A 12,460-nucleotide genomic window follows, 5' to 3' on the forward strand; every position below is an offset into this window, starting at 1 on the left:
TCGGCGAGGACGGACGCGCGGCACGCCGACGCCGCCGTCGCAGGCGGACAGCCACCGGTAGAAATCCGGCAGACCTGACTGAAAACGCCTCTGACCAGCGTGGATCTTGCGCGGATTCCTCGCCGAAGCGGCCCCGCGGGGGCCTTCGATGCGCGATGATCGCCCCCGCACCCGAGTAGGACCGGGCCCCCGGGCCGGTACGGCAGCGTCGAAAGGCAACCCTCCATGGCCAGGCGGCATCCCGCGCGCGCGAACGAACAGAGTCCCCCGCCCGCCCCGCCCGCCGCCCCCGGACAGGGCGGGGACGCGCCCGGCATCGGCCGGCGCCGCTTCCTCGGTTACGTGCTCGCCGCGCCGACCCTCACCGTCGCCGCCCAGGTCGGGGCCGAGGCCGTCGCGCCCACGACCGCGGAGGCCGTCATCCCGTCGCTCCCCGGACCGGCGGAACTCCTCGACCTCAACGACCTGCTGACGGTGGCGGCGCTGCCGACCAGCCACCTCATCACCCTCCGCCTCGACCCCGACGGCACCGTCCACTTCGCCCTGCCGCGCGCCGAGGTCGGTCAGGGCGTCACCACCTCCTCCGCCATGCTGATCGCCGAGGAGCTCGACCTGCCCCTGGAGAAGGTGAAGGTCACCCTCGCCGACGCCCGTCCCGAGCTGCTCTTCAACCAGCTGACCGGCGGCTCCAACACCACCGTCTCCACCTACACCCCGATCCGGGTCGCCGCCGCCGTCGCCCGCGGCCGGCTGCTGCACGCCGCCTCCCTCGTCCTCGGCGAGGCCGTGTCCACCCTCACCACCAAGGCCGGCACGGTCCTCTCCCCGGCCGGCGCCGTCCTCGGCTACGGCGAACTCGCCGCCCGGGCCGCCGCCGTGGCGGACTCCGCCGTCGCCGTCACCCTCAAGGACCGCGAGGACTTCCGGGTCATCGGCACGGCCCGCCGCAGGCTCGACGCGCTCGACGCCGTCACGGGCCGCAAGAAGTTCGCGATGGACCTCCACGTCGACGGCGCCCTGCCGACGATGGTCTGCCGCCCGCCCACCATCAACGGCACCGTCCGCGCCGTGGCCAACCTCGACGCCGTACGGGCCATGCCGGGCGTCACCGACGTCGTCACCGTCTCCACCGGCGTCGCCGTCCGCGCCCGCACCTTCGGCCAGTGCGTCGACGCCGTCCGCGCCCTCGACGTCGACTGGGGGCCCGGCACCGCCGAGGACGCCACCGACGCCACCGTCCTCGCCGAGCTCCGCCGGGCCGAACTCCCGCTCGTCGTCCCGCCGCTGCCGCTGCTGACCAAGGCCGTCGACGCCCGCTTCACCTTCCACTTCGCGAGCAACGGCGCTCTGGAGACCAACTGCGCCATCGCCGACGTCCGCCCGGGCTCGGCCGAGATCTGGGGCTCGCTCAAGGCCCCGATCGTCGCCCAGGAGCAGATCGCGCTCCGCCTCGGCCTGCCGGTCTCCGCCGTGAAGGTGCACGTCACCGAGGGCGGAGGCTCCTTCGGCCGCAAGCTCTTCCACGACGCCGCCCACGAGGCCGCCGAGATCTCCGGGAAGCTCGGCAAGCCGGTGAAGCTGATGTGGCACCGCACCGACGACTTCCGGCAGGGGCGTACGCACCCCATGTCGACCTCGCGGGTGCGCGCCACCTACTCGCTCGGCGAGGTGCTCACGTACGAGCAGCGGCACACCTCGGTCGCCACGGACTTCGGTCACGGCCTCGGCGAGGTGCTGACGGCGGAGGCGGCCCGGCTGCCGGTCGCCGACCTCACGTTCTCCGAGACGATGTTCCAGCTGACCCAGATCAGCCCCTACCACCTCGGCGTCACCACCCAGCTCCTCGCCGAGACCGACAAGGGCTACAACACCGGCTCCATGCGGAACATCTACTCGCCCAACGTGCGCACCGCCCAGGAACTCGTCATCGACGAACTGGCCCGCTGCCTGGGCGAGGACGCCTACGCGCTGCGCCGCCGCCTGATGAAGGAGTCCCGGGCCCGGGCCGTCCTCGATAAGGTCGCCCAGCTGGGCCGCTGGGGGAGGCCGATGGAGCCGGGCACCGCGCAGGGCATCGCGGTGCACCCCGAGTACCACTCGTACGTGGCGGTGCTCGCCGAGATCGACTGCCGGCCCGCGACCACCGGGCGCACCGTCCCGAACGCGTACACCGGCCCCCGCGTCACCAAGGTGGTCTGCGCCGTCGACGTCGGCCTCGCCGTCAACCCGCGCGGTCTGGAGGCGCAGATGATGGGCGGCGTCTCCGACGGCATCGCCCTCGCGCTGACCTCCGGGCTGCACCTCAGGGACGGGGCCTTCCTGGAGTCCAGCTGGGACAACTACTACTACACCCGGCAGTGGAACACCCCGCCCGAGCTGGAGATCGTCGTCATGCCGCCGACGGGCGACAAGCCCGGCGGCGCGGGCGAGCTGGCCGTCGCCGCGGCGATGGCGGCCGTGGCCGGCGCCTACGGCCGGGCGACGGGCACCATGCCGACCGTCTTCCCGGTCAACCACGCCGCCCCGCTCTCCTTCACGCCCGCGCCGGCCGTCCCGCCGGTCCCGGCCTCCCCGACCGACGGCCGCGACCGCGTCCTCTGACCCTCCCGGAGTTCCCCCGTGCCCCAGCACACCTTCATCCTCAACGGCAAGGCCGTCACCGCCGAGGTCGAGTCCGACGTCCGGCTCCTGTGGGTCCTCAGGGACGTCCTTGGCGTCACCGGCCCCAAGTACGGCTGCGGGGTCGGCGTCTGCCGGGCCTGTACGAGCCACCTCAACGGCAAGGCGTTCACGCCCTGCGCCGTACCCGTCGGCGAGCTCGCCGACGACGACGAGGTCACCACCATCGAGGGCCTGCCCGACACCGTCGGCGCCGAGCTCCACCCGATGCAGGAGGCCTGGCTCGACCTCGACGTCGCCCAGTGCGGCTACTGCCAGCCCGGGCAGATCATGGCGGCCGTCGACGCGGTCCGCCGGGCCCGGGAGGCGGGCCGCGAGGTCACCGAGGCCGACCTCGACGAGCTCCGCAACATCTGCCGCTGCGGCACCTACCACCGCATTCGGCAGGCGGTGATCGAAGGGGCCCGGCGCATGCCCTGACGCCGACCGGCCCCGATGAGCGCCGAGCGCCCGAAGGCCCCCGTCGCGCGCGCGGCCGGGGCCTTCGGAAGGGGTGGCTCAGACGGCGGGCGGAACCCGCGGCGGACGGCCGGTGCCCCGGGTCAGGACGTAGCCGCCGATGCCCGCGAGCGCCGCGAGGACGCCGCCGGCCGCGGTCCAGATCCAGCGGTCGGACCACCAGCCGGAGGACCAGCCGTCCTCGGGCGCGGCGGCCTCGACCGCGGTCCGGCGGCCCTGCTCCTCCTCGGCCTCGGCCAGTTCGGCGGTGGTCGCGCCCGGGACCAGCGGTGCGGCGAGCGCCCCGTCGGTGGCGTACGAGCCGCCCTTGTCGGAGACGTCGACGCCGACCCGGGCCGAGAACGGCTGGCCCAGGTCCTCCTCCGGCAGCCCCGTGACGGTCAGCCGCACGTAGTAGCTGCCCGGCAGCGGGTCGTTCGCCCAGGCGTCGGCGGAGGCCCGCACCGGCCGCAGCACACAGGCGAGCTCCAGCGACGCGGCCTCCTTCGCGGCGGTACGCGACTGGGAGCCGTACATGCAGGGCTGACGGCGCCGCAGCCCGTCGTACACGTCGACCCGCCAGGTGGCGGGGCCGTGCCGCAGCGCGCTCTCCGGCAGCGTCACCGTCGCCTTCACGGTGGGCCGCTCGCCGGTGTCGGCCGGGAACACCCAGTAGAGGTAGTCGCCCGTCGCCGCCTGCGCGGTGGCCTCCTGGCCGGGGCGGAAGGCGGCGGCGGTGCGGAAGGTGGTGCCGGCCTCCGTGGGGCCCGCGTCCGAACCGGCCGAGGCCGACGGCGTGGGCGTGTCGGCGAGGGCGCCCGGCGCGGCGGGGCCCAGCAGGGCGGCGCCGGCCAGCGCGGCCGCCGCGAGCATCCGTACGGTACGCATCAGTGGGTCCTCCAGACGGCGACGCGCCAGCGGGACAGCCAGCCCCAGATCAGACCGGCCAGGAAGCCGGCGAGCACCAGGGCGCCCAGCAGCCACCAGCCGCGGCCGAGACCGAAGGAGGCCACGTCCGAGGCGCTCGCCGGGCCGTCCACGATGTCGACGGTCAGCTCGATCGGCATGCCGGGCGTGGTCTTCACCGCCGGGGGAGCGGAGAAGGAGTTGCTGACCTGGAGGCAGACGGTCTCGGCGGCCGGCTTGCCGTCGCCGTCCTCGTCCGCGTCCTCCACCTCCGGCTTCGGGTAGCGCAGTCCGGTCGAGATGACGTCGGTGCGGCCGTCGCCGGCCTCCGAGCCGCGCACGATCTCCCGGCCGTGCCGGGTCACGGCGCGCAGCAGCACGCCGTAGTCGTCGTTCACGGCGCGGTCGGCGGAGATGCTGACGGAGGCGCGCAGCTCCTGGCCGGGCAGCAGGTCGACCTTGTACCAGCGGTGCTCGCCGAAGGTCTCCCGGTCGGTGTAGAGGCCGGGCTTGAGCCGGGGGGCGTCCGCGCACCGGCCGGCGCCCTCGGTGGCGACCGGGGTCACCACCGGGTCGGCCGCGCGGTCCACCAGCTGGCGGACGCGGCGGGAGAGCTCCTCGGTGCGGTGGATGGAGGTGTACGTGCCTCCGGTGGCCTCGGCGATGCAGGTGAGCTGCTGCCGGGTCTTGGCGTCCGGCACCAGGCCCAGGGTGTCGATCACGAGGTGGATGCCCTTGGCGGCGATCTCGCGGGCCACCTGGCAGGGGTCGAGCGGGGCGCAGGTGTCCTCGCCGTCGGTGATGAGGACGATCCGCTTGGTCGCCCCGTCCTCGCCGAGGTCGTCGGCCGCGCCGAGCAGCGCCGGGCCGATCGGGGTCCAGCCGGTGGGGGCGAGGGTGGCGACGGCGGTCTTGGCCTCGGTCCGGTCGAGCGGTCCGACCGGGTACAGCTGTCGGGTGTCCTTGCAGCCCCGCTTGCGGTCGTTGCCCGGGTAGTCGGCGCCGAGCGTGCGGATGCCGAGCCTGACCTCCTCCGGCACCGCGTCCAGGACCTCGTTGAAGGCCTGCTTGGCGGCGCTCATCCGGGACTTGCCGTCGATGTCCCTGGCGCGCATGGAGCCGCTGACGTCGAGGACCAGCTCGACCTTGGGGGATTCCTTCGCCGCCGGCTCGTCGGCGGAGGCGCTTGTCGGCAGCAGCGCGGCGGTCAGGGCGACGAGCAGCGCACAGGCCCCGGTCGCCAGCCGTTTTCTCGTGATCATCGGCGGATCGTATTGATGATCCTCCGACAATCCAAAACCGGGGTCCGGCTCCCCGTCCTCCGGGGAGCCGGACGAGCGGCCCTGACGGGCTACCAGATCGCCTCGACCCACTCCGGGTGGTCGATGAAGGGGTTCCGATTGCCCTGGTAGGTGGAGTACACGAGGTCGTTGCGGCGCTCCTCGAAGGCGCTCGGCGGGTCCTGCTCGTTCCACTGCTTCAGGACGGAGAGCCTGCCGTGGTAGGGCACGCTGCCGTTGGAGGTGGACTCGTTGGGCTCCAGGTTCGGCCAGCCGTCGCCGCCCTCGTACCGCACGGCCATGTAGAGGATCATGCGGGCCACGTCGCCCTTGTCGGCGTCGCGCGGCTCGAAGGAGTTGGAGTCCGTGTAGCTGCCGGGGGCGCCGCTCACCGCGCTGCCGCCGTTGTCGAAGTCCTTGTTGCCGCGGGTGCTGTTGACCTGGACGTCGCAGGCCCGCAGGTGGTGCAGGTCGGTGCCGGGGCCGGCCGCGGTGCCGAAGGAGCCGTGCGACTGCGCCCAGGTGTGCTCGCGGTTCCAGTTGCCGACCGAGCCGCCGTTGAGGCTCTTGCTGCGCGACACGCCGCTGTAGAGGAGCACCACGTTGGAGCTGTTGTTGGGGTCCTGGTCCAGCGTCTTCAGGGCGTTCCAGACCCCGTCGTACGAGACCGTGTCCTGGTCGCTGATGATGGTGTGCAGCGCCGACTTGAGGGTGGTGCCGGTCTTGCCGACGGCGTTCTTGTAGTACGTGGTGTCGTACGCGGTCGTGGTGGCGGCGGCGGGGGTCGCCGTGACCGCGGGGAGCGTGAGTCCTACGACGGCGGCGGACAGCGCCGCCCAGACCTTCCAACTGCGTATCCGTGCAACCGACATGGGGGGCCCTTTCCCGGGGACGGGCACGCGGACGAACACCGCGCCCGGCTCGGGAGGGTGGTGTTCTACGCGTGTTGACTACGTGTCATCCGGGAGAGTGGCACGACAGAGGGGGTTGTCGTGTTACGGACAAAGAGCCATTCGGTGACGTTCTCGCATACGCCGCAACCGTTCGGGGGCGAGTCGCGTCACTTCGGCCTCAGGTGCCCCGGAGGTCCACCGGCATCCCCTTCGGCTCCTTGATCCGCTTCATGATGATCTGGGAGTTCACCTCGGTGACCCCGGCCAGCGCCGTCAGCTGCTCGATCCACAGCCGCTCGTACGCCGAGAGGTCCGCCACCGCGATCCGCAGCAGGCACCCGGGGCTGCCGAAGAGCCGGTACGCCTCGATCACGTCCGGGATCGACTGGAGCGCCGCCTCGAAGGCCTCCACGGTCTCCCGGTCCCGCTTCACCTCGACCGAGACCAGCACCTCGAAGCCCCGCCCGACCGCCTCCGGGTCGATGACCGCCCGGTAGCCCCGGATCACCCCGTCCTGCTCCAGCTGGCGCACCCGGCGCAGACAGGGGGAGGGGCTCAGGCCGACCCGCTGGGCCAGCTCCTGGTTGCTCAGCCGGCCGTCCTGCTGGAGCTCGCGCAAGATGTGGAGATCAATTCGGTCCATGGCGCGATTATCTGCCACGGCGAAACATTTCTGCGCCCATATTGGCAATCGTGTGTCCCCTCATATGGCCTACCGTTGCCCAGAAGTGTGGAACCGGTACGACAAGGGTGGAACCGGTACGACCCGGAGAGGCGGCGGACATGCAGCGGACGAACGACGGAAGCCCGCGCCGGATCGTCGTCATCAGCACCGGTGGCACGATCGCGAGTCGCTGGCAGGGGACCGGCTACGTGGCCGACGCCTCCGGCGACGACGTCCTCGCCACCGCCCCGCTGCCCGAGGGCGTGACCGTCGAGGTCCGCGACCTCTTCAACGTCAACAGCTCGCGCCTCACGGCCGCCCACCAGCTCGCGCTGCTCCGGACCGTCCACGAGACCCTGGCGGACCCGGGCGTCGACGGCATCGTCGTCACCCACGGCACCGACACCCTGGAGGAGACCGCCTTCCTCCTGGACCTGCACCACGAGGACGCCCGGCCGGTCGTCCTCACCGGCGCCCAGCGCCCCTTCGGCACCGGCGACGGCGACGGCCCCGGCAATCTCTACGACGCCCTCCAGGTCGCCGCCACCGTCCGCGAACTCGGCGTCCTCGTCGTCTTCGACGGCCGCGTCCACGCCGCCCGCGGCACGGTGAAGACCCAGACCCTCGCCGCCGACGCCTTCGCGGACCCCTCGGCCGAGCGCCTGGGCCGGGTCGGCTTCTCGCGCGTCGACATCGAGCGCCTCCCCGACCGCCCGGCCGTCCTCCCGCTGCCGGCCGCCGCGCTCGCCGCCGACCCGGACGCGGGCCGTGGCGGGCTGCCCCGGGTGGACGTCGTCTTCCATCACACCGACGGCGACCGGCTCCACTTCGACGCGGCCCTCGCCGCCGGCGCCCGCGGCATCGTCCTGGTCGCCACCGGCGCAGGCAACGCCACCCCGGAGATCGCCGAGGCCGTCGCGGAGGCCACCGCGCGGGGCGTCCTCGTCGCCGTCACGACCCGTGTCCCGGCCGGCCCGCTCGCCGAGATCTACGCCGGCGGCGGCGCCGTCGACCTCGTCGCCAACGGCGGCCTGCTGGCCGGCAGCCTCCGGGCCGGCCAGGCCCGGATAGCCGTCCTGGCCGCCCTGCTCGCCGAGACCGACGGCGACGACCCGGCCCGCCGCACCGCCGTCCTGCGCCGCCTCCTCGAAGGCCCGGTCCGCACCGCCCCCGCGCTCGCCACCGGCGCCACCCGCGAGGCCACTCCCGCCCCCGTGGCGGCCCGCGCCTGACGGCCCCCGAACACCGGCTCGCGGGCGTCGACCCCCCTCCTCCGCCCGTGAGCCGGTAACGACCCCGCCCGGTCCCCGACGTCCTGGGGGCCGGGCCGCTCGCGTGTACGGCTCCGCCGCCACCCCTCCGGCGAGTGGCCGAGGGGCGACGTCGAGGCCGGGCTCGTCCCCGCGCCCGCGCCCCGGCCCCGATCCGGCTCCGGATCCGCTGACCACCATGGCCCGCGCTTCCCGAGGCGCACCGGCCGGTGGCCCGCCGCGGCCCGGGTCCGGTACCCGGCGGGGGAGTGCGGCTCCGGGCGGACGGGCCGCCCGCGGCGCGGGGCCGCGCGGCGTACGTCGAGGGGCGATCAAGAGGGCCTGTCCGGCCTGAAGTTACCCGTCGGTTTCTCGTGACTTCCTTGGCGGCCGGTCGTAGAACATGTTCCCATTCGCTCACGAGTGAGGAAGATCACATGAGTGAACACCCCCTGTCCGCCCAGGGAATTCACGGAGTCAGTCGCCGCCGCTTCCTGACGGGAACAGGTTCTGTTCTCGGTGCCGCCGCCCTGGCCGGTACCCTCACCACCCCCGCCCGCGCCGAGGTCCCCGGCCTGAACGTCTGTCCCATCCCCGACGGTTCGCACGTGCGCGCCCTCGTCGTCGGCACCGGCTACGGCGGCTCCGTCGCCGCCCTCCGCCTCGCCCGCGCCGGAGTCGACGTCCACATGATCGAGATGGGCATGGCCTGGGACGCCACCGGCCCCGACGGCAGGATCTTCGCCAACACCACCACCCCCGACTACCGCTCCTTCTGGCTGCGCACCCGCACCAAGCAGCCGCTGAGCCAGTTCCTCGGCTTCCCCCTCGACAAGGACGTGCCCCGGCACACCGGCATCCTCGACGCCGAGGACTTCGCCGGCATCACCGTCTACCAGGGCCGCGGCATCGGCGGCGGCTCCCTCGTCAACGGCGGCATGGCCGTCACCCCGCTCCGCGAGCGCTTCCCCGAGATCCTCCCCACCGTCGACCCGGCCGAGATGTACGCCACCTACTACCCGCGCGCCAACGCGGGCCTCGGCGTCACCTCCGTCGACGAGGCCTGGTGGGAGGGGACCGACGCCTACCAGTACGCCCGCGTCGGCCGTAAGCACGCCCAGCGCTCCGGCTTCCCCTTCGTCTTCGTGCCCAACGTCTACGACTGGGACTACATGAAGCAGGAGGCCGCCGGGGCCGTACCGAAGTCCGCCCTGGCCGGCGAGGTCATCTACGGCAACAACCACGGCAAGAAGAGCCTCCAGAAGACCTACCTCGCCCAGGCCGCGGCCACCGGCCGGGTCACCGTCTCCGCCCTCCACCGGGTCACCGCGGTCACCCCGGCCGCCGCCGGCGGCTACACCGTCGCCATCGACCAGATCGACACCACCGGCGCCACCCTCGCCTCCAAGACCGTCCGCGCCGACCGGGTCTTCTTCGCCGCCGGCAGCGTCGGCACCAGCAAGCTCCTCACCCGGCTCAAGGCCACCGGCGCGCTCCCCGCCCTCAACGAGCACATCGGCAAGGGCTGGGGCGACAACGGCAACGTCATGTGCGGCCGGGCCAACCACATGTGGGACCCCACCGGAAAGCTCCAGTCCTCCATGCCCACCGCCGGCATCGACAACTGGAACGCCGGCGGCGCCTTCGCCGAGGTCGCCCCGCTGCCCACCGGCATCGAGACCTACGCCTCCTTCTACCTCTCCATCACCCGCACCCCGCACCGTGCCGAGTTCACCTGGAACCCGGCGACCGGCAAGGTCGACCTGAGCTGGAACCGGTCCTGGAAGCAGGCCTCGATCGACATGGCGAAGTCCATCTTCGACAAGATCAACGCCAAGGAGGGCACGATCTACCGCACCGACCTCTTCGGCGCGTACAAGATCTGGGGCGACCACCTCACCTACCACCCCCTCGGCGGCGCCGTCCTCGACCGCGCCACCGACAACCACGGCCGCCTCCACGGCTACCAGGGCCTCTACGTCATCGACGGCGCCCTGATCCCCGGAAACACCAGCGTCAACCCCTTCGTCACCATCACCGCCCTCGCCGAACGCAACATCGAGCGCATCATCGCCGAGGACTTCTGAGCGTGACCCGGACGCACGAGGGCCGGCCGGTTCGAGAACCGGCCGGCCCTGACGTACGTCCGTCTCAGCCCGTCGGCAGCACGCACACCTCGTCGAGCCCCAGCACCCGGTTCAGCCGGCCGAAGGCCAGCCACGAACCCAGGCTCATCGTCAGCTCCACGATCTCCGCCTGGCCGTAGTGCGCCGTCATCCGCGCCCAGAACTCCTCGTCCAGGCCGTGGTGGTCGAGCGCGTACCGCTCCGCGTACTCGGCCGCGAGGCGGGTGCGCACGTCGAAGGAGTCCGACACCTCCGTCGTCCGCCAGGCCGCGACCACCTCGTCGAAGCCCTCCTCGACCTTCTCCCCGTCCCGGTCCGTGCGCCAGTCCAGGCAGAAGTGACAGCCGTTGATCTGCGCGATCCGCAGCCGCGCCGCCTCGAACTCGCGCAGCCCCAGGGTCGTATGGGCGTACACCGACAGCGAGAAGTTCGCCGCCGCCGTCCCGATCTCCGGGACCATGTCGCCCCACACGTACCCGATCGGCTCCTGCCCCTCGGGAATGTCGATGATCACTGTGGTCTCCTTCCCAGCCTGCCCACCGCCGGGCGTATCGGCACGTCCAGCGCGTCGTAAAGCCCCGGCTCGGCCTCCGCCAGCCAGTCGATCGCCCCGACCAGGCGCCCGACCGCCGTCGCGTTCCCGCCGGCCGCCCGGTTCTCGCCCTCGTCGGTCGCCGCCACCGTCACCTCGATCCGGGGCCGGCCCTCGACGATCACCCGGTGCGCGCCCGCCCCGTCCGGCGGCACCGGCCAGTCCGGCGCGCAGGACGGATGGATCCGGGTCACGTGCTCGATCACGATCCGGGGCTCGCCGCCGACGATCCCCTGCACCTCGAAGCGGACCGCGCCCTGCGTGCCCTCCTCGAAGACGCCCATCGTCCGCGTCTTCACCGTGGCTTCCAGCGGGCGCCGGTCCACCGTCTCGCGGATCTCCTCCACCTCGGCGCCGAGCGCCCGAGCCATCAGCCGGATCTGCCCGCCCCACACCATCGTCGGGACCGAGGGGAAGAGCATCGGCGGCTCGTAGTCGAGCGGCTTGCCCATCCCGATCAGCTCGCGCACGGAGAACTCCTGCTCGTACGTCGAGTAGTCGAAGATCTCCTGGCAGCGGACCGCGTCCACGGTCGTGCCGAGCCCGCTCACGAGCAGCGGCAGCACGTCGTTGCCCCAGCCAGGGTCCACCCCGGACGCGAAGAGCGACCCGCCGCCCTCGGCGACCGCCGCGAGCACCGGGTCGCGGAACTCCGGCGGGGCGTTCCGCGGGTCGTACAGCGGGTACAGCGACGGCGTCACCACCACCGCCCCCGCCGCGACCGCCCGCACCACGTCCTCCAGGGCGCCGTCGGGCCGCACGTCCCCGGAGGCCGCGTACACCACCGCCCCCGGCCGTGCGCCGAGGACCGCCCCGACGTCGTCGGTCGCGGCCACGCCGAGCTCGTGCCCGAGCCCCGCGAGCGCGCCCGCGTCCCGGCCCACCTTCGCCGGGTCGGAGACGAGGACCCCCGCCAGTTCCAGCCCGGGATGGGCGTCCACGGCCCGGATGGCCGCCCGCCCGACATTTCCGGTTCCCCACACCACCGTCCGTATCATGCGCGGAGGGTAGCGCCGGGGGACGGAGGTTCCCAGACCCGCGACACCACGATCTGACGTTACGTCAGATTCCCTGTCGCGTCGGCCGGATCACGCCAGCCGGAGCGTCACGAACGGGATCGTGTCCCCCGGCAGCACATACCGCTCCACCTCCGCGAAACCGCGCGCCAGCGCGAACCGCAGCCCCGCCTCGTTCGACGCCAGCACCACCGTCTCCACCCCCTCCTCGCCCAGCGTCCGCGCGTGCGCCAGCCCCCGCTCGTACAGCGCCGTCCCGAAACCCCGCCCCCGGTACTCCGGCAGGATCCGCGCGATCACCGTCGCCGCCGGCGTCTCCCCGTCCGGCGGCCGCACCGTCGAGCAGCCCACGGCCACCCCGCCCAGATACGCCACGTCCAGCCGGTTCCGCCCGGCCCGCTCCCGCACCTCGTCCGCCGACAGCACCGCCGTCGGGATGATCGCGTTGTGGACCGCCCGCCAGTCGGCCAGCTCCCGGCCGCCCACCGCCGGAACCACCCGCAGCTCCGTGTACCCCTCTGGATCGCTCATCCCCGCACCCAAGCGGGCCCCCGGCCGGCGGTCAACCGCTTTCCGGACCCCGCCCGCTCCGCCGTACGGGTGGGGCGGCGCCGTC

11 protein-coding genes are annotated in these 12,460 nt (G+C 73.2%); 4 read left to right on the forward strand and 7 right to left on the reverse strand.

The annotated features are described in order from the left end of the window. The first annotated feature begins 225 nt into the window (after positions 1-225). Together ACFQ8C_RS11750 and ACFQ8C_RS11755 are read left to right on the forward strand one after the other, a co-directional pair. Positions 226-2,601: a molybdopterin cofactor-binding domain-containing protein gene (locus ACFQ8C_RS11750; protein ID WP_383455108.1), complete on the forward strand. Its 2,376-nt coding sequence runs from the start codon at positions 226-228 to the stop codon at positions 2,599-2,601. Positions 2,602-2,619: 18 nt separating this feature from the next. Then, the gene (locus ACFQ8C_RS11755; RefSeq protein ID WP_383455111.1) at positions 2,620-3,099 is read left to right on the forward strand and encodes a (2Fe-2S)-binding protein; all 480 of its coding nucleotides are present in this window, start codon (positions 2,620-2,622) and stop codon (positions 3,097-3,099) included. A 78-nt stretch (positions 3,100-3,177) separates the two neighbouring features. Here ACFQ8C_RS11755 and ACFQ8C_RS11760 read toward each other — a convergent pair whose 3' ends face one another. From ACFQ8C_RS11760 to ACFQ8C_RS11775, 4 genes are all read right to left on the reverse strand, one after another. After that, positions 3,178-4,005 (reverse strand): hypothetical protein, encoded by an 828-nt coding sequence (locus ACFQ8C_RS11760; RefSeq protein ID WP_383455113.1) that lies wholly within the window; start codon positions 4,003-4,005, stop codon positions 3,178-3,180. Continuing rightward, a complete protein-coding gene (locus ACFQ8C_RS11765) occupies positions 4,005-5,285 on the reverse strand; it encodes a VWA domain-containing protein (protein WP_383455115.1) in 1,281 nt (426 codons plus the stop codon). The genes ACFQ8C_RS11760 and ACFQ8C_RS11765 overlap by 1 nt, the downstream gene beginning before the upstream one ends. Before the next feature lie 89 nt (positions 5,286-5,374). Further along, positions 5,375-6,175, reverse strand: coding sequence for an endonuclease I family protein (locus tag ACFQ8C_RS11770; RefSeq protein ID WP_383455118.1), 801 nt, complete (start codon positions 6,173-6,175; stop codon positions 5,375-5,377). A gap of 199 nt (positions 6,176-6,374) precedes the next feature. Then, positions 6,375-6,839, reverse strand: a complete 465-nt coding sequence (locus tag ACFQ8C_RS11775; RefSeq protein WP_383455121.1) for an Lrp/AsnC family transcriptional regulator — start codon at positions 6,837-6,839, stop codon at positions 6,375-6,377. 140 nt (positions 6,840-6,979) lie between these two features. Here ACFQ8C_RS11775 and ACFQ8C_RS11780 point away from each other — a divergent pair, with 140 nt between their 5' ends. Further along, the gene (locus ACFQ8C_RS11780; RefSeq protein WP_383455124.1) at positions 6,980-8,092 is read left to right on the forward strand and encodes an asparaginase; all 1,113 of its coding nucleotides are present in this window, start codon (positions 6,980-6,982) and stop codon (positions 8,090-8,092) included. A 455-nt stretch (positions 8,093-8,547) separates the two neighbouring features. Beyond that, complete coding sequence (locus ACFQ8C_RS11785; RefSeq protein ID WP_383455127.1) at positions 8,548-10,197, forward strand: GMC oxidoreductase; 1,650 nt, start codon at positions 8,548-8,550, stop codon at positions 10,195-10,197. Between the two features lie 64 nt (positions 10,198-10,261). Here ACFQ8C_RS11785 and ACFQ8C_RS11790 read toward each other — a convergent pair whose 3' ends face one another. The 3 genes from ACFQ8C_RS11790 to ACFQ8C_RS11800 form a co-directional block, all read right to left on the reverse strand. Next, a complete protein-coding gene (locus ACFQ8C_RS11790; RefSeq protein ID WP_383455130.1) occupies positions 10,262-10,750 on the reverse strand; it encodes a carboxymuconolactone decarboxylase family protein in 489 nt (162 codons plus the stop codon). After that, on the reverse strand, positions 10,747-11,826 hold the full coding sequence (locus tag ACFQ8C_RS11795; RefSeq protein ID WP_383455133.1) for a dihydrodipicolinate reductase: 1,080 nt from the start codon (positions 11,824-11,826) through the stop codon (positions 10,747-10,749). The genes ACFQ8C_RS11790 and ACFQ8C_RS11795 overlap by 4 nt, the downstream gene beginning before the upstream one ends. A 90-nt stretch (positions 11,827-11,916) precedes the next feature. Beyond that, entirely contained in the window at positions 11,917-12,375 is a 459-nt protein-coding gene (locus ACFQ8C_RS11800) for a GNAT family N-acetyltransferase (RefSeq protein ID WP_383455136.1), read from the reverse strand. Positions 12,376-12,460: the final 85 nt, after the last annotated feature.

The sequence above is a fragment of the Streptomyces sp. NPDC056503 genome (assembly GCF_042794995.1).
Lineage (GTDB): Bacteria > Actinomycetota > Actinomycetes > Streptomycetales > Streptomycetaceae > Streptomyces.

What these genes read in the sequence shown, in the direction of transcription:
- ACFQ8C_RS11770 (WP_383455118.1), bottom strand. Translation starts at nt 6,175, where the DNA reads ATGTCGGTTGCACGGATACGCAGTTGGAAGGTCTGGGCGGCGCTGTCC.
- ACFQ8C_RS11780 (WP_383455124.1), top strand. Translation starts at nt 6,980, where the DNA reads ATGCAGCGGACGAACGACGGAAGCCCGCGCCGGATCGTCGTCATCAGC.
- ACFQ8C_RS11785 (WP_383455127.1), top strand. Translation starts at nt 8,548, where the DNA reads ATGAGTGAACACCCCCTGTCCGCCCAGGGAATTCACGGAGTCAGTCGC.
- ACFQ8C_RS11795 (WP_383455133.1), bottom strand. Translation starts at nt 11,826, where the DNA reads ATGATACGGACGGTGGTGTGGGGAACCGGAAATGTCGGGCGGGCGGCC.
- ACFQ8C_RS11765 (WP_383455115.1), bottom strand. Translation starts at nt 5,285, where the DNA reads ATGATCACGAGAAAACGGCTGGCGACCGGGGCCTGTGCGCTGCTCGTC.
- ACFQ8C_RS11760 (WP_383455113.1), bottom strand. Translation starts at nt 4,005, where the DNA reads ATGCGTACCGTACGGATGCTCGCGGCGGCCGCGCTGGCCGGCGCCGCC.
- ACFQ8C_RS11775 (WP_383455121.1), bottom strand. Translation starts at nt 6,839, where the DNA reads ATGGACCGAATTGATCTCCACATCTTGCGCGAGCTCCAGCAGGACGGC.
- ACFQ8C_RS11800 (WP_383455136.1), bottom strand. Translation starts at nt 12,375, where the DNA reads ATGAGCGATCCAGAGGGGTACACGGAGCTGCGGGTGGTTCCGGCGGTG.
- ACFQ8C_RS11750 (WP_383455108.1), top strand. Translation starts at nt 226, where the DNA reads ATGGCCAGGCGGCATCCCGCGCGCGCGAACGAACAGAGTCCCCCGCCC.